Annotated in this window: 22 protein-coding genes; 8 read left to right on the forward strand and 14 right to left on the reverse strand. The window is 75.3% G+C overall.

The window, feature by feature from the left end; translation table 11 throughout:
- Positions 1-261: 261 nt before the first annotated feature.
- The gene (locus ACTWO6_RS23680; protein ID WP_446215991.1) at positions 262-627 is read right to left on the reverse strand and encodes a YciI family protein; all 366 of its coding nucleotides are present in this window, start codon (positions 625-627) and stop codon (positions 262-264) included.
- Here ACTWO6_RS23680 and ACTWO6_RS23685 point away from each other — a divergent pair.
- From ACTWO6_RS23685 to ACTWO6_RS23695, 3 genes are all read left to right on the forward strand, one after another.
- Positions 508-1,020: a GAF domain-containing protein gene (locus tag ACTWO6_RS23685; RefSeq protein ID WP_446215992.1), complete on the forward strand. Its 513-nt coding sequence runs from the start codon at positions 508-510 to the stop codon at positions 1,018-1,020. The two genes, ACTWO6_RS23680 and ACTWO6_RS23685, sit on opposite strands and share 120 nt — an antisense overlap.
- The gene (locus ACTWO6_RS23690; protein WP_446220744.1) at positions 1,017-1,697 is read left to right on the forward strand and encodes a PP2C family protein-serine/threonine phosphatase; all 681 of its coding nucleotides are present in this window, start codon (positions 1,017-1,019) and stop codon (positions 1,695-1,697) included. Before ACTWO6_RS23685 ends, ACTWO6_RS23690 begins: the two co-directional genes overlap by 4 nt.
- Positions 1,698-1,795: 98 nt before the next feature.
- Entirely contained in the window at positions 1,796-2,668 is an 873-nt protein-coding gene (locus ACTWO6_RS23695; RefSeq protein WP_446215993.1) for an aldo/keto reductase, read from the forward strand.
- Between the two features lie 56 nt (positions 2,669-2,724).
- On the opposite strand, the gene ACTWO6_RS23700 is transcribed toward ACTWO6_RS23695, so the two are convergent.
- The gene (locus ACTWO6_RS23700; RefSeq protein ID WP_446215994.1) at positions 2,725-3,549 is read right to left on the reverse strand and encodes a lipase family alpha/beta hydrolase; all 825 of its coding nucleotides are present in this window, start codon (positions 3,547-3,549) and stop codon (positions 2,725-2,727) included.
- A 335-nt stretch (positions 3,550-3,884) separates the two neighbouring features.
- Complete coding sequence (locus ACTWO6_RS23705; protein WP_322442051.1) at positions 3,885-4,103, reverse strand: winged helix-turn-helix domain-containing protein; 219 nt, start codon at positions 4,101-4,103, stop codon at positions 3,885-3,887.
- A gap of 371 nt (positions 4,104-4,474) precedes the next feature.
- On the opposite strand from ACTWO6_RS23705, the gene ACTWO6_RS23710 reads away from it, so the two are divergent.
- Complete coding sequence (locus ACTWO6_RS23710; RefSeq protein ID WP_446215995.1) at positions 4,475-4,693, forward strand: flavin reductase; 219 nt, start codon at positions 4,475-4,477, stop codon at positions 4,691-4,693.
- Between the two features lie 6 nt (positions 4,694-4,699).
- Here the strand turns inward: ACTWO6_RS23710 and ACTWO6_RS23715 are convergent, their stop codons facing one another.
- Both ACTWO6_RS23715 and ACTWO6_RS23720 read right to left on the reverse strand, forming a co-directional pair.
- Complete coding sequence (locus tag ACTWO6_RS23715) at positions 4,700-4,963, reverse strand: DUF6244 family protein (protein WP_446215996.1); 264 nt, start codon at positions 4,961-4,963, stop codon at positions 4,700-4,702.
- Positions 4,964-5,051: 88 nt separating this feature from the next.
- The gene (locus tag ACTWO6_RS23720; RefSeq protein ID WP_446215997.1) at positions 5,052-5,819 is read right to left on the reverse strand and encodes a LysR family substrate-binding domain-containing protein; all 768 of its coding nucleotides are present in this window, start codon (positions 5,817-5,819) and stop codon (positions 5,052-5,054) included.
- Between ACTWO6_RS23720 and ACTWO6_RS23725 the strand changes: the two genes are divergently transcribed.
- Positions 5,776-6,780, forward strand: a complete 1,005-nt coding sequence (locus ACTWO6_RS23725) for an FAD-dependent oxidoreductase (protein ID WP_446215998.1) — start codon at positions 5,776-5,778, stop codon at positions 6,778-6,780. The genes ACTWO6_RS23720 and ACTWO6_RS23725 overlap by 44 nt on opposite strands.
- Here ACTWO6_RS23725 and ACTWO6_RS23730 read toward each other — a convergent pair.
- Complete coding sequence (locus tag ACTWO6_RS23730; RefSeq protein ID WP_446215999.1) at positions 6,750-7,646, reverse strand: hypothetical protein; 897 nt, start codon at positions 7,644-7,646, stop codon at positions 6,750-6,752. The two genes, ACTWO6_RS23725 and ACTWO6_RS23730, sit on opposite strands and share 31 nt — an antisense overlap.
- Entirely contained in the window at positions 7,643-10,234 is a 2,592-nt protein-coding gene (locus ACTWO6_RS23735) for an FtsK/SpoIIIE domain-containing protein (RefSeq protein ID WP_446216000.1), read from the reverse strand. The genes ACTWO6_RS23730 and ACTWO6_RS23735 overlap by 4 nt, the downstream gene beginning before the upstream one ends.
- Before the next feature lie 194 nt (positions 10,235-10,428).
- Between ACTWO6_RS23735 and ACTWO6_RS23740 the strand changes: the two genes are divergently transcribed.
- Positions 10,429-11,853 (forward strand): alkaline phosphatase PhoX, encoded by a 1,425-nt coding sequence (locus tag ACTWO6_RS23740; RefSeq protein ID WP_446216001.1) that lies wholly within the window; start codon positions 10,429-10,431, stop codon positions 11,851-11,853.
- 226 nt (positions 11,854-12,079) lie between these two features.
- Here ACTWO6_RS23740 and ACTWO6_RS23745 read toward each other — a convergent pair whose 3' ends face one another.
- From ACTWO6_RS23745 to gltB, 4 genes are all read right to left on the reverse strand, one after another.
- Positions 12,080-12,601 carry a hypothetical protein gene (locus ACTWO6_RS23745; RefSeq protein WP_446216002.1) on the reverse strand — a complete coding sequence of 174 codons (522 nt, stop codon included), beginning with the start codon at positions 12,599-12,601 and terminating at the stop codon, positions 12,080-12,082.
- 215 nt (positions 12,602-12,816) lie between these two features.
- Positions 12,817-14,430 carry an MFS transporter gene (locus tag ACTWO6_RS23750; protein WP_446216003.1) on the reverse strand — a complete coding sequence of 538 codons (1,614 nt, stop codon included), beginning with the start codon at positions 14,428-14,430 and terminating at the stop codon, positions 12,817-12,819.
- Positions 14,431-14,676: 246 nt separating this feature from the next.
- Positions 14,677-16,194 carry a glutamate synthase subunit beta gene (locus tag ACTWO6_RS23755; RefSeq protein ID WP_446216004.1) on the reverse strand — a complete coding sequence of 506 codons (1,518 nt, stop codon included), beginning with the start codon at positions 16,192-16,194 and terminating at the stop codon, positions 14,677-14,679.
- On the reverse strand, positions 16,187-20,887 hold the full coding sequence (gene gltB / locus ACTWO6_RS23760; RefSeq protein WP_446216005.1) for a glutamate synthase large subunit: 4,701 nt from the start codon (positions 20,885-20,887) through the stop codon (positions 16,187-16,189). The genes ACTWO6_RS23755 and gltB overlap by 8 nt, the downstream gene beginning before the upstream one ends.
- Before the next feature lie 145 nt (positions 20,888-21,032).
- Between gltB and ACTWO6_RS23765 the strand changes: the two genes are divergently transcribed.
- Positions 21,033-21,878 carry a GNAT family N-acetyltransferase gene (locus ACTWO6_RS23765; RefSeq protein ID WP_446216006.1) on the forward strand — a complete coding sequence of 282 codons (846 nt, stop codon included), beginning with the start codon at positions 21,033-21,035 and terminating at the stop codon, positions 21,876-21,878.
- A 42-nt stretch (positions 21,879-21,920) separates the two neighbouring features.
- Here ACTWO6_RS23765 and ACTWO6_RS23770 read toward each other — a convergent pair whose 3' ends face one another.
- Together ACTWO6_RS23770 and lgt are read right to left on the reverse strand one after the other, a co-directional pair.
- The gene (locus tag ACTWO6_RS23770) at positions 21,921-23,108 is read right to left on the reverse strand and encodes an FAD-dependent oxidoreductase (RefSeq protein ID WP_446216007.1); all 1,188 of its coding nucleotides are present in this window, start codon (positions 23,106-23,108) and stop codon (positions 21,921-21,923) included.
- Positions 23,109-23,119: 11 nt separating this feature from the next.
- Positions 23,120-24,352 carry a prolipoprotein diacylglyceryl transferase gene (lgt, locus tag ACTWO6_RS23775; protein ID WP_446216008.1) on the reverse strand — a complete coding sequence of 411 codons (1,233 nt, stop codon included), beginning with the start codon at positions 24,350-24,352 and terminating at the stop codon, positions 23,120-23,122.
- A gap of 103 nt (positions 24,353-24,455) precedes the next feature.
- Here lgt and ACTWO6_RS23780 point away from each other — a divergent pair, with 103 nt between their 5' ends.
- Positions 24,456-25,040 carry an NUDIX hydrolase gene (locus ACTWO6_RS23780; protein WP_446216009.1) on the forward strand — a complete coding sequence of 195 codons (585 nt, stop codon included), beginning with the start codon at positions 24,456-24,458 and terminating at the stop codon, positions 25,038-25,040.
- Between the two features lie 327 nt (positions 25,041-25,367).
- Here the strand turns inward: ACTWO6_RS23780 and trpA are convergent, their stop codons facing one another.
- Positions 25,368-26,171, reverse strand: a complete 804-nt coding sequence (gene trpA / locus ACTWO6_RS23785) for a tryptophan synthase subunit alpha (protein ID WP_446216010.1) — start codon at positions 26,169-26,171, stop codon at positions 25,368-25,370.
- Positions 26,172-26,173: the final 2 nt, after the last annotated feature.

Consider the following 26,173-nt stretch of genomic DNA (forward strand, 5'->3'; position numbering starts at 1 on the left):
CTTCGGTTCGGCCTACCGGCCGACCCCTTGCGGACTGCGGAACTTTTGTCCAACGACGCGCGATCCCCGCGCAGCGGGCGGACGGAACCGCACCGGAAACGTCGTGTGTTCGGCGGGCATCGGCGACCGCGCGGCCGAAATCGTACCGCTCGCCCTCGTACCCCGACTGGGTGCTCCTGGAGTCGGGTCCGCGCCGGGCCCGGGGGGTGCGGCCGAGGTGGAACGCGTGGTCGGGCGGGCAGCCGGAGCGGAGACGCGGCCTCAGCGCTGCGTCGTCGCCAGCGGGAACTCCAGGGAGCCGGACGGGCAGAGGAAGGTCAGCACGTCCACCCGGTAGAGGCCGGCCTGCACGGCCGGGTCGGCTTCCATCACGCTGCGGACGTCGTCCACCGAGCCGGTCCGGGCCAGGCCGAAGCCGATCGGCGGGTCCGGCTCGCGGGCCGGTCCGTCCACCGAGCCGGAGACCAGGATGATGCCCCGCCGTTGCAGCGCCTGCACATGCTGGAGATGCTCGGCCTGCAACCGTTGCACCGTCTCGTCCGGCAGGGCCCGACCCGACGGCCCCGGGTACAGCACGATGCACTCGAACGTGTCGAGCGCGAAGTCGACCTGCGGCGTGTCCGGCATGGCGCCCCCTCCCGACGTACGTCCGACCCGGCCACAGCGTCGCACGAGCCGGACCGCCGTAGCGGGCGCTCGCCGCAACTGCCCCCGGGCCGGCCCGGTAGCCGACGTGCTGGGCCCTTCGTCCCGCGGGATCGCGGCCCGGCAAGATCGAGAAACGCCGAGCGGCTGCGCCGCTGGTACGCGCCGGATCCGGTCGGGGCGCACGGCATGGTCACCACGGTGGCGCTGCCGCTCTTCGACGCGCAGCGCCGGCCGATCGCCGCACTGGGCTTCGGGTGGCGGCGGGAACGGCCGCTGCGCGAGAACGACCTGACGCTGCTGGACACCCTCGCCGATCTGTGCGAGCAGACCCTGGAGCGGTCCGGCTGGCTGCCGCCGAGCACAACCTGGTGACCCGGTTGGCCGGGCGGCTGCGCAGTTCGGCGCGGAGCACCCCGAGCGGGTTGGAGATCGCCACCCGCTACCAGCCGGCGATGAGCGGTCTGCACCTCGGCGGCGACTGGTACGACCTGGTCCGGCTGGACCAGGACCGGCTCGCGGTGGTGGTCGGCGACGTGGTCGGGCACCGGGTGGAGGCGGCCGCCGACATGGCGCAGCTGGGCACCATGCTCGACACGCTGATCCGGCTGGGGGTGCCGCTGGAGGAGGTGCTGCTCCGGCTGACCGACCTGCTGGGGGTGGGTTTCCTCGGCACCTGCCTGGTGATGGTGGTCGACCCGGTGGCCGGGGAGGTACGGGTCGCCCGGGCCGGTCACCCGCATCCGGTGCTGCTGCCCCGGGGCCGGCCGGCGGAGCCGGTGCACACCGTCAACGCGTTGCCGATGGGCATGGTGAACGAGCCGATGACGGTCACCACTGTGCCGTTCGGCCTGGGTGACCTGCTGGTGGCGTACACCGACGGGCTGGTGGAGCGCCGCGACCAGGGGTACGACGAGGGGGTTGCGGCGCTGCACCGGGCGGTGGAGGCGGTCCGTGACCGACCGGTGGAGGCGATCGCCGACGCGCTGCTGGCCGACCTCGCCGGCGGCGAGGACGACCAGGCCCTGGTGGTGATCCGGCACGTCGGCTGAGCGTGTCCGCACCCACAATCCGGGTCTCGGCGTCGCACTCGCCGGGTCCCGGGAACAATCGGGACGTTGACGACGACGGACAGGATTGGGGACCGTTCATGGCGATCGAAGCCGGCAAGCAGCCCGCGAAGGCCTCCGGGACGTACCGGATCGGCGGCGACCTCCAGGTGGACCGGCTGGGCTACGGGGCGATGCAGATCACCGGGCCGGGGGTCTGGGGTGATCCGAAGGATCCGGCCGAGGCGGTCCGGGTGCTCCGCCGGGCGTACGAGCTGGGCGTGACGTTCATCGACACCGCCGACTCGTACGGCCCCTTCGTCAGCGAGCTGCTGATCAAGGAGGCGCTGCACCCGTACGCCGACGACCTGGTCATCGCGACCAAGGCCGGGCTGACCCGCTCGGGCCCCGGCGACTGGCGGCCGGTGGGCCGCCCGGAGTACCTGCGCCAGCAGTGCGAGCTGAGCCTGCGCCACCTGGGCCTGGACAGCATCGGGCTCTACCAGCTGCACCGGATCGACGAGAAGGTGCCGCTGGAGGACCAGCTCGGTGAGCTGGCGCTGCTCAAGCAGGAGGGCAAGATCCGGCACGTCGGGCTCTCCGAGGTGACCGTCGAGCAGGTCGAGGCGGCCCGGAGGATCACCCCGATCGTCTCGGTGCAGAACCTCTACAACCTCGCCGACCGCAGCGCGGAGGACGTGCTCGACCACTGCGAGCGCAACGACCTGGCGTTCATCCCGTGGTTCCCGATCGCCACCGGCAACCTGGCCAAGCCGGGCGGTCCGCTGGATGCGATCTCCACCGAGCACGGCGCGACGCCCGCGCAGCTCGCGCTCGCCTGGCTGTTGCGCCGGTCGCCGGTCATGCTTCCCATCCCCGGTACGTCCTCCGTGGCGCACCTGGAGGAGAACATCGCCGCGGCCGAGGTGCGGCTGACCGACGACGAGTTCGAGGCGCTCGCCAAGGCCACCTGACTTCCGGTACGCGCGACGGCCGGCCGCCACCTCGGCGGCCGGCCGCGTCGTGCGGTCTACAGGGCGAAGCAGTTCGGGCGGATCGTGGCGTCGGTGAGCGCCTGGCGGACCACGGTGTAGGTGGTGCCGTCGAGGACGAGACCCAGGTGGCCGACCACTCGCAGCGGGCACCACGACTGGATCAGCACGTTGGTGGCGCCGTCGGCGAGGGCCGCGTTGGCGATCGGCCAGACCAGCTCGTCCTGCCAGGTCCGGACGGTGCTCCAGCGCACCGATCCGGGGGTGTCGTCGCCGCCGTTGAGGGCGGTGAGCAGGTCCGAGCCGATCGACATCTGCTGGCAGGCGATGATGCCGGCGCAGCTGCCGAGCCCGATGAACTTCAGGATGTTGGCGGCGTAGGTGCCCTGCTGGGGGCTGCCGAGGCTGAGGTAGTGGTCGACCTTGTCGACGCCGCCGAGGAACTTGACGTACCAGCGGGCGACCAGGCCGCCCTCGGAGTGGGTGACCAAGTCGACCTTGGCCGCCCCGGTGGCGGCGCGGACCTGGTCGACGTAGGCGGCGAGGGCGCGGGCGGATTCGCGGATGTCCCCGAAGCCGAGCCCGGGGAGCTGGTAGATGAAGACCTGGAAGCCGTCGGCGCGCAACCGGGCGGCGATCGGCTCGTACGCGATGGAGACCCCGATCAGTCCCCCGACGACGATGACGGGGTTGGCGCCTGCGGCGGCGGTCACCTCGCTCGCTGCGGTGCGGGCGGTGGTGGCGACGGCGCTGATGGCGGCGCTGGTGGTGGGGGCGGCGCGGTGGGGGCTGGCCTGGGCGGCGGTGGCCGGGACCAGCAGGGCGGCGACGGTGGTGGCGGCGAGGATCGTTCGGAGCAGCATGGCTGCACCTCCGGTGGGAGGCACCCGGGGAGCCGGGACGGTGGGTGGGGGGATCCGATCGATCGTGGAAACGATGATGCGTGGTAGATTTCACAATCGTCAATGGAAAGTTACGCGCCGGTAACCAGTTATCGCGCCGGAGGCACAATCCGGCATAGTGGACGGTCGACCGGGGGCCGGAAACGCGGGCGCTCGCCCCGGGAAGCCGGGGCGGCGCCGTTTCGGGTACGGGTGGGTCAGGCCCGCTCGCCAACCCGGGCCACGACGGCGCGCCAGGCCGCAGGGGCGAAGGTCAGCGCCGGGCCGGTCGGCCTGGCCACAGCGAGGGGCCGGCCTCAGCGGTCGGCGACGAAGACACCGACTCCTGGCACGCCCACCACGAGGCCTTCGGCTTTGAGGGTCAGCATCGCGTTCCGCACGACGATGGCGGAGACGCCGTGGATCTGACACAGCTGCGAGGTGGAGGGCAGCTTCTCTCCGGGCGACAACTCGCCCGAGGAAATCTGCTTGCGGATGTGCTCGGCAAGCTCAACCCACTTGGGGCTTGGCGGCATAGCGGTACTCCCTGGTCAGCACCGCTATTCGACCACTCCTCGCCTTGTCGGCGGGACCGGTGGAGGCGAGCAGCCCGGCGGCGTCGGCGCAGGGCCACCCCGCCAACGCCGTCGAGGCGATCCCATCCACTCTGAAGGAGGCCTCCCCATGCGTTTCCTGTTCTGGCGCAGCAAGCCCGAACCGACGCTCCCTGTCCCCCAGCAACGGACACTGCTCAACGAGCGGCCAACGTGGACGACCACCCCGACCCACGTCTTCCCCACGCCCGACCCGGGCCGCGCCGGCAACCCCGGGCGCAGCGATGGCGGGCCGGCGGGTGGCGGCAGAACGGCGGCCCGCAGTGAGTCGGCAGTCCCGACCGCACCTGCCGATGCGTCCACTGTGGCGCTGCCGCGCCTGCGGGGTCGAGTGGCCCTGCCAACCGGCGCGGCTGGCCCTGCTGGTCGAGTACCGGGCCGACCGCACCGCGCTGCTGGTGCACCTGAGCACCCTGATGGCCGAGGCCGGCGCCCAGCTCTCCCAGCTCAACGGGCACGCCGCGCCGGAGAACCTGGCCGACCGCTTCCTCACCTGGGCCCGGGCCCGGTGACCGCCGTCAGCTGCCCAGCGCCCGCACCTTGGCGATGGTCTCCTGGACGTGCTGCTTCGCCGGCTCGCCGCCCTGCACGGCCTGCGTCAGGGCCTGCCGGTAGGCGTCGATCACCCCGATCAGCGGGCCGGCCGCCACGCCCTCGAGGGCGCCGGCGACCAGCGCCCGGGCCTCGGCGGCGTCCTGCGCCGCGGCGGCCGTCTTGGCCTTCGCCTCGTCCAGCTTCTGGGCCGCCGCCGCCAGCCTCGCCATGATCTGCGCCGCGCTCACGCGCCCTCCCCTGGTCGGACCGCTCCGGCCGGGTCACGCCGCGGGCCGGTGCTGAATCCTGACACGACAACGGCCCGGCCGGCACCCGTCAGTCGGCGGCGAGCAGGGCGGCGAGGCGGCGTACCGCGAGATTGGTGGTGCCCCGACGCCAGGCGAGTCCGATGTTGACGGTCGGGGTGGGAGCGGTGAACCGGCGCAGCCGTACCCCGGGCACGGTCAGCGCCCGGGCCCGGCCGGCCGGCACCGCCGCGACCGCGTCCCCCTCGGCGACCGCCCGCAGCAACTGCTCGTCGTCGGGCTCCTGGCGGACGAGGCGGAAGCCCTCGTCCGGCCAGATCTGGGCGATGGTGCGGTCGAACATGCCGGGGCCGTTCTCCCGCGGCCACATCACCGCGGGAAGGTCGACCACCTCGGCCCGGTCGAGCCGGCGGCGGCCGGCGGCGAGCGGATGCCCCGCCGGCACGGCCAGCAGCAGCTCCTCGGTGTCGACGATCCGGCAGGTCAGGCCCGGCTCGGGCACCGGCGGGCGGACGAAGGCCGCGTCGAGGCGGCCGGCGAGCAGGCCGGCGACGTTCGGCGCCGTCCAGCCGGTCTCGGCAACCACCTCCACCTCCGGGTTCTCCGCCCGGAAACGGGCGATCAGCGCGTCCACCCGGCCGCCCCGCGCCGAGCGGGTGTACGCCAGCCGGAGCCGGCCGCCCCGGCCACGGACCAGGTCGCGGATCCGGGTGGTGTGGACCGCGCCGACCCGCCGGGGAGACGATCCAGGTCCAGCCGCCCGCCGCGGGCGGCCCGACGGGGGAGGCCCGACGATGACGAACCGGGCGGACGTGCTGGTGGTCGGTGGCGGGATCATCGGGTTGACGACGGCGGTGCGGCTGCGGGAGCGGGGCGCGCGGGTGACCCTGATGGCCGCCGACGACCCGGCGGACACCGTCTCGGCGGTGGCCGCCGCGGTCTGGTACCCCAGCCACACCGAGGAGGACCCGCGGGTGCTGCGCTGGGCCCGTGAGACCCACGCCGAGCTGGGCCGGCAGGCCGAGGCGGGCGTGCCGGGGGTGGTGGCCCGGCCGACCCGGATGCTGCTGCGCCGGCCGTGGGCGGGCCCGCCCTGGTGGGCGGCGGCGACCGGGGACCTGGTCGCCCGGCCGGGCAGCGGGCCGTACTCGACGGAGCTGCGGTTCACCGCGCCGACCGTGGAGATGCTGCCGTACCTGGGCTGGCTGCGGCAGCGGTTCGCCAGCGTCGGCGGGCGGTTGCTGCGCGGCCGGCTCGACCGGCTCACCGACGGCTTCGCCCTGGCGCCGACGGTCGTCAACGCCACCGGGCTGGCCGCCGGCCGGCTCGCCGACGACCCGGCCGTGCACCCGGCACGGGGGCAGGTCGTGCTGGTCGCGAACCCGGGGTTGACCACCTCGGTCCGCGACGAGGAGAACCCGGTGGGGATCACCTACGTGCACCCGCGCCGGCACGACGTGGTGCTGGGCGGCACGTTCGAGCCGGGCGAGTGGGACACCCGGCCCGACCCGGCCACCTCGGCGGCGATCCGGCGCCGGTGCGTGGCCCTGGTGCCGGAGCTGGCCGCCGCGCCGGTCCTCGCCGAACGGGTCGGGCTGCGACCGGGCCGGCACGGCGGTCCGCGGGTGGCGGTGGCGTCGGAGGGTCCGCCCGGGCGGCGGCTGGTGCACGCCTACGGCCACGGCGGCGCGGGCGTCACCCTGTCGTGGGGCTGCGCGGCCGAGGTGGCCCGGCTGGCGCTGGACGACGCGGACGAGCCGCGGCCGGCTCAGCGCAGCACGCGGAACGCCAGCAGGTAGGCGCAGTAGACCAGCGGCACCAGCAGTACGCAGATCACGAAGCCGAGCGGGACGAACCGCGACGGCGGGGCACCGCCGTCGATCACCGGTCGCCCCCACCGGCCGAGCACCAGGTAGCCGGCGACGAACGACGCCACCGGCAGGCCGGCGCACATCGAGGCGTACAGGGCGCCGAGGCCGACCACCTCCAGGCCGGAGGCGACGACCATGGCCAGCATCAGCACCGCCCCGGCCAGTGCGGAGCAGGTGTAGACGGCGGCCGCCCGGGCCAGCGGGGACCAGGTCGGCAGCAACGCGGGCCGCCGGGCGAGCGCGTCGGCCTGCTGCCCGTGCCGGTCCGCCTCGTCGGCGAGCTGCCGGGCCGCCGCCAGCTCGGCCGCCGGGTCGGCCTCCGGCACGCGGGGGGCCGGCACCCCGGCGCCCGTCGTGCCGGCGCCCGTCGTCGGCGTCGCGCCGGTCGCCGCCACCACCCCCTGCGGGTACGCCCCGACCTCGGGCCGCCCCGCCGCGGCGGCTGCGCCGCCGGGACCCGCCGCCCCGGGGTGACCGGGACCGGACGGCGCCACGACGGTCGAGGCGGGCGCGGCCGACGCGGCCGACGGCACCGCCGACCCGGACGCGGCAGCGAGGTCCCCGCCGGACGGGGCGAGGCCGGCGCGGGGCACGGCGGCGGACGCGGCGGCGCCGATGGCCCGGCCGAGCTGGTCGAGCCGCTGCCGCTGGGCGGCGAGCCGCTGGCCGAGCTGGTCGACTCCGGCGTGCAGCGCCCGGCGGCGTTCCGCCTCGGCGGTGGCGGCCCGGTCCGCGCCACGCCGCTGGCCGGCGAGCTGCCGGGCCAGCGCCGCGTACTCCTCGAACGCCGTCACCGGTCGTCGCCCCCGTCCGGCTCGGGTCCCTCGTGGACGAACGGCACGATCAGCCGGACGCGATGGTCGTGCCGGTCCACCAGCAGGGCCCGGCCGGCGCGCGGGGTGTAGCTGAGGTCGTGCACGCCGAGGTGCAGGCCGAGTTCGGCGCCGGGCACGTTCAACGCGACCAGGCAGGCTACGTCGTCCCGGTTCTGCGCGCCGCCGAGGTCCTCGGCGAGCCGGCGCAGCCCCCGCCACCAGCCGAGCAGGTGCACCCCGTGGCCCGGCCCCTGGCGCAACAGGGCCCGCAGGTCCTCGTGACCGGAGCGGAAGGTGGCCGGGTCGGTGGCACCCAGTGCGGTGGACGCGGCGTCCACGCCGAACGCCACCAGGTAGGTCCGGCCGGCGGCGTCGGGCGCGGGGCCGGCGGGGTCGACGGCGGCCCTGTCGGCGGAGCCACCGGGCGCGTCCGGGGTGGCGAGCGCGGCGATGCGGTCCGGCAGGGCGGCCGCGTCGAGGCGTTCGACCGGGTGGCCGGCGGCGGCCAGGGTCATGGCCAGGTCGTCGGCCAGGTCGCCCGTCCCGGCGGCGAGCGGGGCGAGCAGGAAGCGGGCGGTGCCGGGGGCGTGCTGCCGGGCCAGGCTGAGGGTGGCCGACCGGAGCACGTCCGCCCCGGCGGTGGAGGTGCCCACCACGGCCAGGTGCCGGCCGGGGCTGGCGTCCAGGGTGAACCCGGCGGCGCTGCCGGCCACGTCGACCGCGCGGCCGACCAGGGCGAGCGGCACGTCGCCGCCCGGCCGCAGCCCGGCCCAGGTGGGATCGTCGGTCAGCCGCGGCGTCTCGTACCCCCGGAAGACGGCGGGTGGCCGCGAACCCGCCGGCCGGGCCGCCCACAGCTCGTGGCGGAGGGTGGCCAGGTCCGCGGCGGCGCCGTGCGCGTCCGGGAACCGGACCACGGTGTTCGCGCCCGCCGCCCCGCCGGCGGTGTTGACCACGGCGGAGCCGATCCCGAGGGCCTTCGCCGCGTCGTTCAGCGGGTCGAGCACACCGCCCCCGCCGGGCAGCGCCACCCGCAGCGGGAACTGGCCGAAGATCGCCTCGGCCCGGCCGTAGAGCGCCTCGACGCCGGTCGTGCTCTGGCTGGCCAGCACCAGGTGCAGGCCGTACGAGCGGCCCTTGCGGGCCAGCTCCTCCAGCAGGTCGACGGCCTGCCGGGCGAGGGCGTCGTTGCCGGCGAAGAGCACCTGGAACTCGTCGACCACGGTGACGATCCGGGGCGGACGGGCGTCCGGGGGCAGGTCGGCGAGCTTGGTGACGCCGTGCCGCTTGAGCAGGTCGGCCCGCCGGGTCAGCTCCGCGCGCAGCTCCCGCAGCACGGCCACGCCGTACTCGCGGTCGGATTCGATGCCGACCGCGCGGGCGTGCGGCAGCCAGGACGGGTCGCGTTCGGTGGGGACGAACTCGGTGAAGCTCACCCCCTCCTTGAAGTCGAGCAGGAGGAGCTGGAGTTCCGCCGGGGCGTACCGGGCGGCCAGCCCGTAGAGCACGTCGAGCAGGAACACCGTCTTGCCCGCCCCGGTGCGACCCCCGACCAGCCAGTGCGGGGTGGCGTCGTCGAAGGCGACCGTCACCTGCTCCCGGCCGGCCCGGCCGAGCACCGTACGCAGTCCGGGCCCGGCCGATTCCCCCCAGCGCCGGGCGGGGAGCAGGTCGGTGAAGCGCAGCGCCTCGGCGCGCCGGGTGGCCGCGGCGAGCCGCGCGCCCAGCGCGGCCACCGAGGCGGCCGGCGGATCCCCGTCGAGCAGCACCGCGGCGGCCAGCCCGCTGCCGTCGGCGCTGTACGGCTGCCCGGGCGGGTCGCCGACCAGCGCGTACCGCTCGTTCAGCCGGAGCTGGGTGGTCGCGCCCAGCGGCGGCGGGGCGTCACCCGGGCCGGTCGGCGGGTGACCGGCGAGCAGCACGCAGACCGCGGCGTCCGCGCCGGCGTGGGTCAACGCGGCGAGCCGGGCCAGCTCCCGCGGCGGCGGCGCGGCCGCGGCGACGAGCAGCAGCAGCTCCAGGTCGGCCGGGCCGCCGTGCTGGGCGGCGCGGGCGTGCCGCTCCGCCTCGTCGAGGAGGGCGGCCACGTCGACGGCGGTGGTGGCCGGCGGGGCCAGCACCCCGGCGTCGAGCAGGGGGCGCAGCGGCAGGAAGGCGGCCCCGAAGGCGACCGTGTCGATCCCGGCGACCCGGACCGCGCCGGCCGGGGCGGCGGCGAGCAGCCGCACGACCACCGCCCGCAGCAGTTCGCCGACCCGGGGATCCCGGGCGTCGCAGTCCACCGCGAGGTGGGCGCCGCCGGCCAGCGGCAGCAGCACCGGGAAAGCACCGTCCAGGGTGGTGGCCTCCCCGACGCGTACCGGCACGGGGGCGGCGGTGAGGTCGGCGGCGCCGGGCGGCGGGCCGGCGAGGTCGGCGCCGACCCGGGCCAGCCGGGCGACCAGCTCCGCGTTGTCGGGGGCCGGCGGTCCGGCGGCGGCGAACGCCCGGCGGGCGTTCTCCCAGCGCCGTACGGCCTCGCGGTGCGCGGCGACCGCCTGCCCGTACGCCGACGCGAGCCTGCCCACCCCTTGCCCCCCGACGCCGCCGCGGTCCACGATCGATCCGAACCCTAACGGACCCTCGGCGACCCGGCACGGCGCGCGGCGCACCGAGGGTTGGTCGACTGTTCACCTGGCTGCCGCCAGCCACGCCGGCGTCGTTGGCCCGGTCCCGCTTGCCTGCTCAACGGAACAACAATGGTGAACAGGAAGGCGACGACGTGACCTCCTCCCCCATCTCCCGGCGCGCCGTGCTGCGCGGCGGCGCGGCCGGCGGCCTCGGCATCGTGCTGGCCGGCAACCTGGAAGCGATCGCGGGACCGGCGACCGCCCTGGCCGCCACCCGTCCGGCGGTCGGCTACGGCGAGCTGGTGCCGGACCCGGCGGGCCTGCTGGCGCTGCCGCCCGGTTTCTCGTACACGATCGTGGCGCAGGCCGGCGCGACCCTGCTGGAGTCCGGTCAGCCGACCCCGAGCGACGCCGACGGCACCGGCTGCTTCCTCGGCCGCGAGGGCTCGGTGCTGGTCAACAACCACGAGATCGGCGGCGGCGAGCCGTACCCGGTGCCGGCGCTGGCTGGTCTGACCTACGACCCGGGCGCCGAGGGCGGCACGACCACCATCGAGGTGGACGGGCACGGCCGGCGGCTGCGCGAGTACGTCAGCGTGGCCGGCACGCACAACAACTGCGCCGGCGGCATCACCCCGTGGGGTACCTGGCTGACCTGCGAGGAGACCGAGCAGCGCAAGGGCGGGAAGTTCCTCTACGACCACGGGTACGTCTTCGAGGTCGACCCGCACGACCGGGCCGCCAACCAGAACCCGGTGCCGCTGAAGTTCCTCGGCCGGTACTCGCACGAGGCGGTGGCCGTCGACCCGTACACCCACGCGATCTTCCTGACCGAGGACGCGGGCGGGCCGAACGGGCTGTACTTCCGGTGGACCCCGCCGGCCGGTTTCCGCGGCGGCAAGGGGGCGCTGCGCGCGCTGGCGCAGCGGCCGGACGGCGACACCGTGGGCAGCCTCCAGGCGATGAGCTGCTACCTGGGCAGCAACCACGTCGCCGACCTGTCCGAGGCCACCACGCCGGGCACCCGGTACAAGGTGGAGTGGGTGGACGTGCCGGACCGGGACGCGAAGACCGTCTCGGTCCGCAAGCAGTTCACCGACGAGCAGGTGACCCGCAGCCGCAAGCTGGAGGGCGCCTGGTGGGCCGACGGTGGGGCCTACTTCGTGGCCAGCTTCGCCCGGCTCTCCGACGGCAGCACCAACGAGCACGACGGCCAGGTCTGGTTCTACGACCCGCAGACCGAGACGGTCACCCTGAAGACCATCTTCGGCGTGAACCAGGACCCGGACGCCGACGCCGGAAACTTCGACGGGCCGGACAACATCACCGTCTCCCCGTACGGCGGGGTGATCCTGGCCGAGGACGGCGAGGGGGTGTCCCACCTGGTCGGGGTGACCGCGGAGGGCAAGGCGTTCCCGCTGGCCCGCAACGAGCTCAACGACAGCGAGTTCACCGGCCCGACGTTCAGCGCGGACGGGAAGATCCTCTTCGCCAACATCCAGACCCCCGGCTACGTCTTCGCCATCACCGGCCCTTGGGGCCGGCCGAGCAACGCGGACGTCGCCGCCGACGCCTGACCCGCGCCACACCACGGCCGGCGGTCCTCACGAGGGGCCGCCGGCCGTCCGGCGGTCAGGCGGGCCGGCAGCCCGGGTTGCCGGCGGCCGGCGGTCCGTGGGTGGACCGCCGGCCGCCGGGCCGCCGGAGTGGGCGCCCGGCCGGCCCGTCGGACGGCACTGCCCGTCGGTGGCCCAGCCGTCGGTCGGCACTGCCCGGGGCCCGGCGCGGTGGTCCGAGCAGACGCTACGGAGCTGATGTCACCGGTGAATCAGTCAGCCGGGCGGTGGCCGCCTCGATCGCGCGGATGTGCCGGTACGCGATCCAGAGCGGCGGGAACGCGCCGACCGCGAACGAAAGGTCGACCAGCGTCCAGAACCAGGGGATGTCCCGGACCGGCCCGCAGATCAGCGCCAGCGGCACGATCCCGGCGCAGGCGATCATGCCGACCTGGACCACCCAGACGTTGCGCACCGGGTCCCGCAGCGGCCCCCAGAACGCCACCGCGAGCACCAGGTGGGCGAAGGCGAGCCAGTCGGTGCCGTAGCGCATGAAGGGATAGCGGTCCCCGGTCTCCACCAGTCCGGTGTGGACCCGCTCGATCCAGGCGACCAGCGCCGGGAGCTGACCGGAGAGCGGGTCCAGCGCCCGCAGCAGCCAGCGCACCTCGATCTCCAGTGGAAACGCGGTCACCCCGCTGAGGAACAGACCCAGCACCACGACCCACAGCCACCCGCGCACCCGGCGCAGGCGCTTCTCGACGTCCATGTTCGCAGCGTAACGATGATCTTCGTCGCGCCCGGTCCCGGAAGCGCCGCCACCGGGCGCGAGCGCCATGTCCTCGCTCACACCCAAGGTCGACCGCGCCAGGCCGAGTGTGGTCGGTGGCCGACACCCGGTCGGAACCGCGGCCGCGGACACCGGCCCGCCCGAGTCATTCACGACATCAGCCTGGTAGCGCCCGAGGCGCACCCCGGCCGACGTCAGCCGGAATGCGGGCAGTCGGCCAGGTGGGTGGTCGGGGCCCCGCCGATCAGCCGGGCCGCGCCGGCCAGCCGGGGGCGCCGGCGGAACCGGGGCGGCGCGCAGCCCGCGCACTCGTGGGCTGCCCGGACGGCCCGGCTGGACCGCAGCCGCCCGGACCCCGGACGGAGCCCGGCCAGGCGCAGGCCGGCCGGCAGGCTCCCCATCGGCCGGGGCAGCGCGGCCGGGCCGGCGGGCACGAGGGCCGGGGTCACGGGCCGGACGACGCGGGCGGCCGTGGCGGCGACCCGGCGCGCCGGCCGGCGCACGGCGGGCGCGCCCAGCACCAGGCTCACCCGGCGGCGCAGCCGGCGGCCGCGCAGCCCGTCGAGGGCCACGCCCGCGGCGGCGGTGGTGACCGCGGTCACCGCGCCGGCCAGCACCAGGGTCTGCCGGGGGCCGGCGTGTTCGGAGAGCCAGCCGAGCAGGGGCGCGCCGACCGCGGCGGAGACCGAGCCGGTGACCGCCAGGGCGGCCAGCACCCGACCGCGCATGGCGTAGTCGGTGTCGAGCTGGGCGCGGGCGCCGACCGTGGTGTCGATGACCACCGCCGCCGCGGCCACGGGGAGGATCACCGCGGCGAAGCTGAGCGTGCCGGGGGCCAGCCCGGCGACGATCTGCAGCACGCTGGCCAGCAGGCCGGCGCCGACCAGCATCCCGTAGCCCAGCTCCCGGCGGCGGGCCGCCACGAGCGCGCCGAGCACCGTGCCGACCGCGAAGACGGTGGAGAGCAGGCCGTAGCCGGACGCCCCGCCGTGCAGCGGGCCGTCGCTCATCGCCGCCATGGTCACCTGGTAGTTGCGGCCCAGGCTGCCCAGCACGAACGACAGCGCCAGCGCGACCAGCACGACCGGCTGGCCCAGCAGGTAGCGGAAGCCGGCCCGGATGCCGCCGTCCGCCGGCTCGCCTGCGCGCCGCTCCCGCTCGCGTACGGCGGAGTCGCCGGCGGCGACCACCGCGTCCGTCGCGGCCTCTCCCCGGTACAGCTCCCGCTCGCGTACGGCGAACAGGGCGGCGACGACCGCGACGAAGCTGGCCGCGTTGATGGCGAAGAGCAGCGCGGGGCCGACGGCGGCGACCACCACGGCGCCGACGCTCATGCCGAGGATGCGCCCGGCGGAGTTGGTCAGCGAGCCGAGCGCGAGGGCGTTGCCGAGGTTCTCCCGGTCGACCAGGGTCGACGACCAGCGCCCCGACACCGGCCCCTCGATCGCCGACACCGCGCCGGTGACCAGGGCGATCGCGTAGATCGCCGGGAGGCCGCCGACGCCGGTGACGGCGACCACCGCCAGCCCCGCGGCAAGGGCGGCGTGCACCGCCTGGGCGGCGATCAGCAGCGGCTTCGCCGGCAGCCGGTCGGCCAGCGCCCCGCCCCAGACGCTGAGCAGCAGCGTCGGCAGGGCCTGGAGCAGGACGGCCAGGCCCATCGAGGTCGCCGAGCGGGTCTGCGCGAGCACGTACCAGTTGACGCCGAGCACCTGCATCCAGGTCCCGATCACCGATACGAACCCCGCGCCCGCCCAGATCCGGTAGTTCCGGTGGCGCAGTGCGGCGAACGTGGCTCCGAGGGCCACGGCGGCCTCCCCGTTTCGACGACATGAGAAAGCCGCACCACGGTGGGTGCGGCAGCCGCCAAGTCTGACCCGAGGTCAAACCGATTCGCCGCCTTCGTGAGCAGGTTCACCGGCTCGGCGGCGCCCGGCGGTGGGCACGCCCCACCAGGCGGGTAGCCCCCGTCACGGACCGGACGCCGACGCCGAACACCCCGATCCGGGACGAGTGTCTCCGGACGGGGGTGTTCGGGTCGGGTGGGGCCGGGGTCAGCGGGCGGCGAGCGGCTGCCGGGCCGGGTCCACCGGGGCGGGCAGGGCGCCGACCCCGCCCAGGTACGAGTGGATCGCCGCGGCGGCGGCCCGCCCTTCGGCGATGGCCCAGACGATCAGCGAGGCGCCCCGGTGCATGTCGCCGGCGACGAAGACCCCGTCGGCGTCGGTCTGCCAGTCCGACCGGGCGTCGACCGCGCCGCGGGCGTTGCGGGCCACCCCGAACTGGGTCAGCAGCGGCTGCTCCTCGGTGCCCTCGAAGCCGATCGCCAGCAGCACCAGGTCGGCCGGCAGCTCCCGCTCGGAGCCGGGCAGCGCGGTGACGATCCGCCGGCCGTCCCGCTTCTCCACGCTCACCTCGGTGATCCGGACGCCCTTGACCTGGCCGGTGCCGTCGTCGACGAACTCCTGCACCGCGACGGCGAAGACCCGCTCGCCGCCCTCCTCGTGCGCCGGGTAGTTGCGCAGCACCCACGGCCAGGTGGGCCACGGGTCGCGGTCGGCGTCCCGGCTGGTCGGCGGCTCCGGGTAGAGGTCGAGCTGGTGGACGCCGGCCGCACCCTGCCGGTGGGCCACGCCGAGGCAGTCGGCGGCGGTGTCGCCACCACCGATGATCACCACGTGCCTGCCGGCCGCGTCGATCGGCGTGCCGTCGGCCAGCGTCGCCAGCGCCGGTCGGCCCTCACCGGCGGCCGCGACCACCCGGTTGGCGGCCACCAGGTGCGACATCGCCTGGTGCACCCCGCGCAGCTGGCGGCCCGGCGTCTCCGGGGTGTCCCGGCCCTGCAGGGCGCCGCAGGCCAGCAGCACCGCGTCGTGCTCGGCGCGCAGCTGCTCGGCGGTGACGTCGACGCCGACGTTCACCCCGGTGCGGAACTCGACACCCTCGGCGGCGAGCTGCGCCAGCCGCCGGTCGATGTGCTGCTTCTCCAGCTTGAAGTCGGGGATGCCGTACCGGAGGAGGCCGCCCAGGGCGTCGTCCCGCTCGTACACCGTGACGGCGTGACCGGCGCGGGCGAGCTGCTGCGCGGCGGCGAGCCCGGCGGGCCCGGAGCCCACCACGGCGACCGACCGGCCGGTCGGCGCCGGCACCGGGCGGGGCCGCAGCCCGCCGCGGGCCACCGCCGCGTCGGCGATCTCCACCTCGACCTGCTTGATGGTGACCGGTTCCCCGCCACCGATGCCGAGCACGCAGGCGGCCTCGCAGGGCGCCGGGCAGAGCCGGCCGGTGAACTCGGGGAAGTTGTTGGTGGCGTGCAGGGACTCCACCGCGGCGTCCCAGTTGCCGGTCCGGACCAGGTCGTTCCAGTCCGGGATTCGATTCCCAAGAGGGCACCCGGCAGTGTCGCTCTGGCAGAACGGGATGCCGCAGTCCATGCACCGGGTCGCCTGCTCGCGGATCAGCTCCTCGCCGGCTGGCGGGTAGACCTCCCGCCAGTCGGAGATCCGCACCGGCACCGGGCGGCGCGCCGGCAGCCGCCGGTTGTAGCGCAGGAAACCGTTCGGGTCAGGCACGAGCCACCTCCTGGGCGACCGCCCGCGGGGCGGGCGGCACCGGCATGGACGAAGCGGACGGCGCCGACTGCGGTGTCGGGGCGGCGTGCGCCGCCAATGCGCTCATCACCGCGTCGTCGACGTCACGGCCGGCGGCTTCGGCGGCCCGCATGATCTCCAGCACCCGGCGGTAGTCCCGGGGCACCACGGCGGTGAACTCCTCCACCGCCTCCGGCCAACGCTTCAACAGCTCCTCGGCGACCGCCGAGTCGGTCTCGGCGAAGTGTCGCTGCACCAGCTCGTGCAGCCGGTCCCGCTCCTCGGCGCGCAGCGGCGACAGGTCGACCAGCTCGGCGTTGACCCGCGCCCGGTCGAGCCGCCAGACGAACGCGGTGCCGCCGGACATGCCGGCGGCGAAGTTGCGCCCGGTCTCGCCGAGCACCACCACCGTGCCGCCGGTCATGTACTCGCAGCCGTGGTCGCCGACGCCCTCGACGACGGCCACCGCGCCCGAGTTGCGCACCGCGAAGCGCTCGCCGACCCGGCCGCGCAGGAAGACCTCGCCGCCGGTCGCGCCGTACAGGATGGTGTTGCCGGCGATGATCTGGTCCTCGGCCCGCTCCCCCGGCCCGGCCTCGCCGTCGACGAACGGCGCCGCGGTGTCCGGGCGGACGATGAGCCGGCCGCCGGAGAGGCCCTTGCCGACGTAGTCGTTGGCGTCGCCGTGCAGCCGCAGGGTCACCCCGGGCGGCAGGAACGCGCCGAACGACTGGCCGGCGGTGCCGTGCAGCAGGAACTCGATGGTGTCCTCCGGCAGGCCCGCGCCGCCGAAGCGGCGGGTCACCTCGCCGCCGAGCATCGCGCCGACGCTGCGGTGCTCGTTGCGCACCGCCACCTCGACCCGGACCGGCGTGCGGTCGCGCAGCGCCGGCTCGGCCAGCGCGATCAGCTCGTTGTCCAGGGCCAGCTCCAGGCCGTGGTCCTGGGCCCGGATCCCGCGCCGCGCGGCGTCCGCCGGCAGCTCCGGCAGCTGGAGTACGGGCGACAGGTCCAGCCCGTGCCCCTTCCAGTGGTCGATCGCCGGGGTGAGGTCGAGCAGCTCGGTCTGCCCGATCGCCTCCTCGACGGAGCGGAAGCCCAGCTCGGCCAGGTAGCCGCGGACCTCCTCGGCGAGGAAGAGGAAGAAGTTCTCCACGAACTCCGGCCTGCCGTTGAAGCGCTCGCGCAGCACCGGGTTCTGGGTGGCGATGCCGACCGGACAGGTGTCCAGGTGGCAGACCCGCATCATCACGCAGCCCTCGACGATCAGCGGGGCGGTGGCGAAGCCGAACTCCTCCGCGCCGAGCAGCGCCGCGATGAGCACGTCCCGGCCGGTCTTGAGCTGGCCGTCGACCTGCACGGTGACCCGGTCGCGGAGCTTGTTGAGCAGCAGCGTCTGCTGCGCCTCGGCCAGGCCCAGCTCCCAGGGGGTGCCGGCGTGCTTGAGCGAGTTGAGCGGGGACGCACCGGTGCCGCCGTCGTGGCCGGAGATCAGGATGACGTCGGCCTTCAGCTTGGCCACGCCCGCCGCGACGGTGCCCACGCCGACCTCGCTGACCAGCTTGACGTGCACCCGGGCGGCCGGGTTGACGCACTTCAGGTCGTGCACGAGCTGGGCGAGGTCCTCGATGGAGTAGATGTCGTGGTGCGGCGGCGGGGAGATCAGGCCGACGCCCGGGGTGGCGTGCCGGGTCCGGGCGATCCACGGCCAGACCTTGTTGCCGGGGAGCTGGCCGCCCTCGCCGGGCTTCGCGCCCTGGGCCATCTTGATCTGGAGGTCGTCGGCGTTGACCAGGTATTCGCTGGTCACCCCGAACCGGCCGCTGGCGATCTGCTTGACCGCGGAGCGGCGGGCCGGGTCGTGCAGCCGCTCGACGTCCTCGCCGCCCTCGCCGGTGTTGGACTTGCCGCCGAGGCGGTTCATCGCGATGGCGAGGGTCTCGTGCGCCTCGGCCGAGATCGACCCGTACGACATGGCGCCGGTGGCGAACCGTTTGACGATCTCGCTGGCCGGCTCCACCTCGTCCAGCGGCACCGGCGGGCGCACCCCGGTACGCAGGGTGAACAGCCCGCGCAGCGAACCGGCCTGCGCGGCCAGCTCGTCGACCTTGGCGGTGTACTGCCGGAAGACGTCGTACTGCCGGCTGCGGGTGGCGTGCTGGAGCAGGAAGACCGTCTCCGGGTTGAACAGGTGCAGCTCGCCCTCGCGGCGCCACTGGTACTCGCCGCCGACCTCCAGCCGGTCGGAGCTCTGCGCGCCGGGGGCGGGCCAGGCCAGGGCGTGCCGGGCGGCCACCTCGGCGTGGATCTCGTTCAGGCCGATGCCGCTGATCTTGCTGGGGGTGCCGCGGAAGTAGCGCTCGACCAGGCGGGTGTCCAGGCCGACCGCCTCGAAGACCTGCGCGCCGCAGTACGACGAGACCGTCGAGATGCCCATCTTCGACATGATCTTCAGGACGCCCTTGCCGAGCGCCTTGACGTAGTTCCGGATCGCCTTGGCCGGCTCCATGCCGACCAACGCGCCGGTGGAGATCATGTCCTCGACCGACTCGAAGGCCAGGTACGGGTTGACCGCTGCCGCGCCGTAGCCGATCAGCACGGCCGCGTGGTGCACCTCCCGACAGTCGCCGGACTCCACGATCAGCGCCACCTGGGTACGGGTCTGCTCCCGCACCAGGTGCTGGTGCACCGCCGCGGTGAGCAGCAGCGACGGGATCGGCGCCAGGTCGGCGTTGGAGTCCCGGTCGGAGAGGACCAGGATGCGGACCCCGTCCTCGATCGCCTCGGAGACGTGCCGGCAGATCTCGGTCAGCCGGGCCTTGATGCCGGCGCCGCCGTCACGGACCCGGTAGAGCCCGGAGACCCGGACCGCCTTGAAGCCGGGCAGATCGCCGTCCTCGTCGATGGAGAGGATCTTGGCCAGCTCGTCGTTGTCGATCACCGGGTAGGGCAGCACGATCTGCCGGCAGCTCGCCGGGCCCGGGTCGAGCAGGTTGCCCTCCGGCCCGATGGTCGACGCCAGGCTGGTCACCAGCTCCTCGCGGATGGCGTCCAGCGGCGGGTTGGTGACCTGGGCGAAGAGCTGGTGGAAGTAGTCGTAGAGCAGCCGCGGCCGAGTCGACAGCGGGGCGATCGGGGTGTCCGTGCCCATCGAGCCGATCGGCTCCGCGCCGCTGCGTGCCATCGGCGCGAGCAGGATCTTCAACTCCTCCTCGCTGTAGCCGAAGGTCTGCTGGCGGCGGCGCACCGAGTCGTGGGTGTAGACGATGTGCTCGCGCGGCGGCAGGTCGCCCAGGTCGATCAGGCCGGCGTGCAGCCACTCGTCGTACGGCTGGGCGGCGGCCAGCTCGGCCTTGATCTCGTCGTCCGAGACGATCCGGTGGTTGACCGTGTCGACCAGGAACATCTTCCCGGGCTGGAGCCGCCCCTTGGCGACCACCCGGGCCGGGTCGAGGTCGAGCACGCCCGCCTCGCTGCCCAGCACGACCAGGCCGTCGGCGGTCCGCCACCAGCGGCCAGGGCGCAGCCCGTTGCGGTCCAGCACCGCGCCGACGATCTCGCCGTCGGTGAAGGCGACCGAGGCGGGCCCGTCCCACGGCTCGATGAGGCTGGCGTGGAAGCGGTAGAAGGCGCGCTTGTCGACGCGCATCTCCGGGTCGTTCTCCCAGGCCTCGGGGATCATCATCAGCACCGCGTGCGGCAGGCTCCGGCCGGACAGGTGCAGCAGCTCCAGGACCTCGTCGAAGTTCGCCGAGTCGGAGGCGCCCGGGGTGCAGACCGGGAAGACCCGGCGGATGTTGCCCGGGATGTTCGGGGTGCGCAGCAGCGCCTCTCGTGCCTGCATCCAGTTCCGGTTGCCGCGGATCGTGTTGATCTCGCCGTTGTGCGCGATGAACCGGTACGGGTGGGCCAGCGGCCAGGACGGGAAGGTGTTGGTGGAGAAGCGCGAGTGCACCAGCGCGATCGCGCTGACCACCCGCTCGTCGGTCAGGTCCGGGTAGTACGCCGGGAGCTGGTCCGGGGTGAGCATCCCCTTCCAGACCATGGTCCGCCCGGACAGCGACGGGAAGTACGCCGGCACGCCCCGCTCGGCGGTCTCCCGCTCGGCCTGCTTGCGCACGCAGAACGCCACCCGGTCCAGGTCCAGCCCGGCCAGCGGGGACCCGCCCGGGCCGGCCGGCGAGTCGGTCAGCCGGTGCGCGGCGAGGAAGAGCTGCCGGACCCGGGGCATCGCCGCGAGCGCCGTCTCGCCCAGGCCGCTCGGGTCGGTGGGCACGTCCCGCCAGCCGAGCACGTCGGCCCCCTCGACCAGGGCGTACTTCTCCACCACGCGGCGGGCCAGCGCCTCGCCGGCGTCGTCGTCGGGGAGGAAGACCAGGCCGGTCGCGTACCGGCCGGCGGGCGGCAGCGGGAAGTCGACCACCGCGCGCAGGAACGCGTCCGGCACCTGGATCATGATGCCGGCGCCGTCACCGGTGTTGTGCTCCGCGCCCCGGGCGCCCCGGTGGTCCAGCCGGCAGAGCGCGCCGAGACCGTTGGCGACGACCTCGTGCGACCGGCGTCCGTGCAGGTCGGCCACGAAAGCCACGCCGCACGCGTCGTGCTCCTGCGCGGGGTCGTAGAGGCCCGTCGCGGGCGGGGCCGACTGCGGGCTGAGAGGGTACGGAAAGGCCACCGGGCCTCCTGTCGTCACTCAGGTTGGATCATGGTCGGGACGACGTCGGCCCTTGTGGGTTTATTGAGTCTACGTTAGGGCGTGCCGCGCAAGGCCAGTTCGGATTGATCACACTTCCAGAATCTGGGACGTGTAGTCTCGCGCGGTGGATGTCGTACGCGCTGAGCTGTTCGACCGCTTGGAGACCTTCTACGACGCGGTGCCCCGCGACGGGGCCCGCACGGAGGAGTACGGCGCCCTGGTCCTCTTCGTCCGGGACGGCCTCGGCTGGCCGTTCTACGCCCGCCCCCGGCTCGACGCCACCACGCCGCCGTCGCTGGCCGACGTGACCGCCGTCCGGACCCGGCAGCGGGAGCTCGGGCTGCCCGAAACGTTCGAGTGGGTGCACGAGGTCACCCCCGACCTGCTCGCGGTGGCCCGCTCCGCCGGGCTGAGCGTGCTGGAGGCGCCGCTGATGGTGCTCGACCCGGCCGGCCTGCCGGACCCGGGAACGCTCAGCGACGTACCGGTGCGGGTCCTCGACCCCGCCTCCCCCGGCTTCGCCGCCGACGTGGCGATCCGCCGGGCCGTCGCGGCGGTCGGCTTCTCGAACGGCGGCACCGCCCGGGGCGACGCCGGACCGGCGGAACGCGACGCGACGTTGGCCCGGCTCGACGTGGCCGCGCTGGAGGAGGAGGGCGTCCGGATCGCGGACGGCCGGCGGATCTCGGTGCTCGCGGAGACCGCCGACGAGGGGGCGCTGGCCAGCGGGATGGCGATGCGGGTCGGCGACGTCGCGGAGATCGCCGGGGTGGCCACCCTGCCGGTCGCCCGTCGCCGTGGCCTCGGCGCCGCGGTCACCGCCACCCTGGCCCGTGAGCTGCGCGCCGCCGGCACCGACCTGATCTTCCTCTCCGCCGGCAGCGAGGAGATCGCACGGGTCTACCTGAGGGTCGGCTTCCGCCGCGTCGGCACCGCCTGCATCGCCGAACCGGCCGCCCTCATCGGCTGACCGGCCCCCCGAACCCGCCGTGGTGAGCGGGGGCGTCCGGGCTCAGGCGGGCGGGTGCCACTGGGCGGCGGCGGAGGCGGCGGTGTTGCGCAGCCGGGGGCTGATCGTGCCGAGGGCGGCGTCGCGGGCCCGCAGGGCCAGGCGGCCGCGGGTCTGCAGCACCGCGGACATCCGGCGGGTCTGCCGGACCATGGTCGCCGCGCGGGGGCGACGCAACCGGTCGTACGCCTGCACGGCGTCCGGCAGCCGGGACTCGCGCAGCAGCGAGGCGAGCGTGGCGGCGTCCTCGAAGGCGAGGCAGGCGCCCTGCCCGAGGTGCGGCGGCATGGCGTGCGCGGCGTCGCCGAGCAGCACCACGCCGCCCGGGCCGGCCCGGAAGCCGTACGCCCGGGGCAGCGGACGCAGCTCGCGGATCTCCTGCTGGACCAGGTCGGCCGGGTCGGTCGCGTCGAGCAGCTCGGCGATCGGCGCGGGCCAGCCGGCATACCAGCGCTTGAGCAGGGCGAGCTGGGTCTCCGGCGGCTCGGGGCGGGGCGCGCCGGCGGCGGTGGCCACCCAGTAGATGCCGCCCCGGGTGGATCCGCCCGCCGTGCCCCGCTCACCGAGCGAGGCGGCCACGAAGCGGTAACCGGCGCCCAGCGTCTCCCCGCCCACGGGCTGGTCGGCGGGGAGCTTCGGCGCCCGGTACCAGGGGATCACCGCGCGCCAGGCGGCGCAGCCGGAGCTGACCACCCCCGCCTCGGGGGCGAGCTGGCGGCGGATCTCGCTGTCGGTGCCGTCGGCGGCAATTACCAGGTCCGCCTCGACGGTGTGCCGGCCGTCGCCGACCGCCGGGCGCTCGCCGGGGACCGCGCGGACCGTGCGGACGGCCACCCCGGTCCGCAGCTCCACCCGGTCACCGAGGCCGGCGATCAGCGCGTCGTGCAGGTCCTCCCGGTGCACCACCACCGGCATCCGCTCCGCCGGCGTCGCGCGGGGCTGCACCAGCCAGTGCCCGTCCGGGCGGCGGACGCCGCCGTCGGCCAGCGGCGTGGCGATCGCGTCGAGGCCCGCGCCGAGGCCCAGGGCGCGCAGCGCGCGTACCCCGTTGGGCCACAGCACGAGGGCGGTCGGTTCCGGGCGGACCCGGTCGGCCCGTTCGAGGAGGCTGACCCGCCACCCGGACCGGGCCAGCGCGCCGGCCGCCGCCAGCCCGCCGAGCCCGGCGCCGACCACCACCGCGGTACGCATCGCCGCCCCGCTCAGCTGTCCCGGTCGGCGGGGCGGGCGCCGGCCGCGCCGGCCCGATCGTCCGGCTCGTCCGGCTCGGTCCGCTCGTCCGGCTCGATCCGGTCGTGCGGCTCGATCCGGTCGTGCGGCTCGATCCGGTCGTGCGGCTCGGCCCGGTCGTCGGGGTCCGCGACGGCCGTGCCGTCGCCCGCGGTCCCCTCCTCGGGCGTGGTCTCCGTCGGCTCGTCGGGCACCGCGCCGGTCTCCTGGTACGCGCGGAACTGCTCCTCGCTGACCACCCGGTAGCCCTCCGGCGCGACCGCCCGCGGCCCGGCCTCCCGGGCGGAGAGGTCGACCTGCGACACGTCGCCGCCCGCCGGCGGGACCGGCGTCGCCGGCGTGCCGACCGGGATGAGGTACTCCCGCGGACCGCGGACCCGGAGGAAGTAGATCAGCGCGCCGAGGAAGACCAGCGCCGCGGTCCAGACGTTGAGCCGCAGGCCGAGGATGTGGTTCGCCTCGTCGGTGCGCATCAGCTCGATCCAGAACCGGCCCACGGTGTAGCCCATCACGTAGAGCGCGAACGCCCGGCCCTTGCCGAGCCGCAGCTTCCGGTCGAGGACGAGGACCAGCGCGGCGACGCCGATGTTCCAGAGCGCCTCGTAGAGGAAGGTCGGGTGGTAGAGCCCCGGCAGGAGGACCGCGTTGCCGGCGTCGTCACGCAGCGCGTGCCCGGGGTTGTCCGGGTCCATCACGTGCACCTCGAGCCCCCAGGGCAGGGAGGTTCGGCCGCCGTACAGCTCGTTGTTGAACCAGTTGCCGAACCGGCCCACGGCCTGGGCCAGCGGCAGGCCCGGCGCCAGCGCGTCGGCGACCACGGCGAACGGGATGCCGAGCTGCCGGGCGGCGATCCAGGCGCCGAGCGCGCCACCGGCGACGGCGCCCCAGATGCCGAGACCGCCCTCCCAGATGGCGAACGCCTTGAGCGGCTGCCCGTCGGCGCCGAAGTACTTCTCCGGCGAGGTGATGACGTGGTAGATCCGGGCGCCGATGATGCCGGTGGGCACCGCCCAGACGGCGATGTCGAGCACCGCGCCCGGTGCGACGCCGCGCTGGCGCAGCCGACGCTCGGTGACCAGGCAGGCCACCACGATGCCGACGATGATGCAGAGGGCGTACGCCCGGATCGGAACCGGTCCGAGCTGCCAGACGGCGGTGCTGGGGCTGGGCAGGGCCGCCAGGGGGGTCATCGGGGCGTGGGTCACGGGTGCACACGCTACCGGTGCGGGCCGGCTCCGCGGCACCCCGGTCCGATCGGCTTCGCCGGCCGGCTGACTTCTGGTTTGCGCGGTCGTAGGCTCTTTGTCCATGAGCGCGCTCACCTGGGCGGTCGCGGCGGTCGTCAGCGACGACGCCGGTCGGGTGCTGCTCTGCCGGCAGGGCCGGGGCGAGCGCCGCTGGGGGCTGCCCGGCGGGCGGCTGCGCCGGGACGAGAGCCCCGCCGCGGCGGTGCTCCGGAACATCCGCGCCGAGACCGGCTGGGAGATCCGGGTCGTCGACCTGGTGGGCCTCTACCGGCTCGGCGACCCGGGCGCTCCGCCCCCCGCCGCGGGCCGGTGCGGGCCGTTACCGGACGTGCTGGTGCACGTCTTCCGCGCCCGGGTGACCGGGGGGACGCCGACCGGAGACCCGGTGGGCGGCTGCCACCTGGGCTGGCACGCCCCGGCCGAGCTGCCGGACGCCGTCACCCCGATCACCCGGGCGGCCGTCGCCGACGCGCTGGCCGGCCGCTCTGGGGTGCTGCGGGACGCCGGGCGGGAGCCGGCCCGACCAGCGGCCGGCCCGTCCGCCGTCGGGGCCGGCGGAGATCCCGGCGCGCGCGGCCCGGGCGGGGACCTCGTCGCGCCCGGGCAACGGGCCGAGCCGGACGACACCCCGATCGCCCGACGCTGAGCCGTCGCCGCCCGCGCCGTCGCCGCCCGCGCCGTCACCGCCCGCGCCGGCGCCGTCGCCTGGGCCCGGCGCCCCCTACGAAGCTGATGTCGCAAATGATTCACGGGGCAGCCGCCTCGCCGTCCGTTCAGGATCCGCACACTTACCCGCAAGGAGTGGCCTCGGCTCGCGGCAAAGCCTGGCGGCGCCGGCCGGGCTGAGTCATCTGCGACATCAGCTTCGTAGCCTCCGTCAGCGAATACCGGCGTCGGGGCGCGGGGGGACGAAGCAGGGCCCGACCGGGCGCACGGAAGCGGCACGCCACGCCCGCCCGTCCAAGGCCGCGGTTCAGCGGAGCGGGGTGCGGACGCCCTCGGCCAGCTCGGCGCTGAGCGTACGCAGCGCGGCCAGGCCGGCGGCCTGGTCCGGCGCGTCGAGCAGGCAGCGGACCAGCGCGCTGCCGACGATGACGCCGTCGGCGTATCCGGCGACCGTGCCGGCCTGCGCGCCGGTGCCCACGCCCAGCCCCACGCCGACCGGCAGGCCGGTGACCTCGCGCAGCCGGGAGACCAGGATCGGCGCGGCGTCGGAGGTCTGCGCGCGGGCACCGGTGACGCCCATGATCGCGGTGGCGTAGACGAAGCCCCGGCAGTGCTCCACGGTCATCTTCAGCCGCGCGTCGGTGGAGGACGGGGAGACCAGGAACGTCCGGTCCAGGCCGTACGCGTCGGAGGCGGCCAGCCACTCGTCGGCCTCGTCCGGGATCAGGTCCGGGGTGATCAGGCCGGTGCCGCCGGCGGCGGCGAGGTCGCGGGCGAAGGCGTCCACGCCGTACTGCTCGATCGGGTTCCAGTAGGTCATGGTGACCACCGGCGCGCCGGTGGCGGCGACCGCCTCGACGATGCGCAGGGTGTCCGCGGTGCGCACCCCGCCGGCCAGGGCGATGTCGCTGGCCTTCTGGATCACCGGGCCGTCCATCACCGGGTCGGAGTACGGGATCTCCACCTCGATGACGTCCACGCCCGCCTCGACCATCGCGGTCATCGCGGCGATGCTGCCCTCGACGGTGGGGAACCCGGCCGGCATGCAGCCGACCAGCACGGCCCGCCCGTCGGCGCGGGCCTTGTCGAAGGCGACCCCGATGCGGCTCACGC

This window comes from Micromonospora sp. IBHARD004, assembly GCF_052814115.1.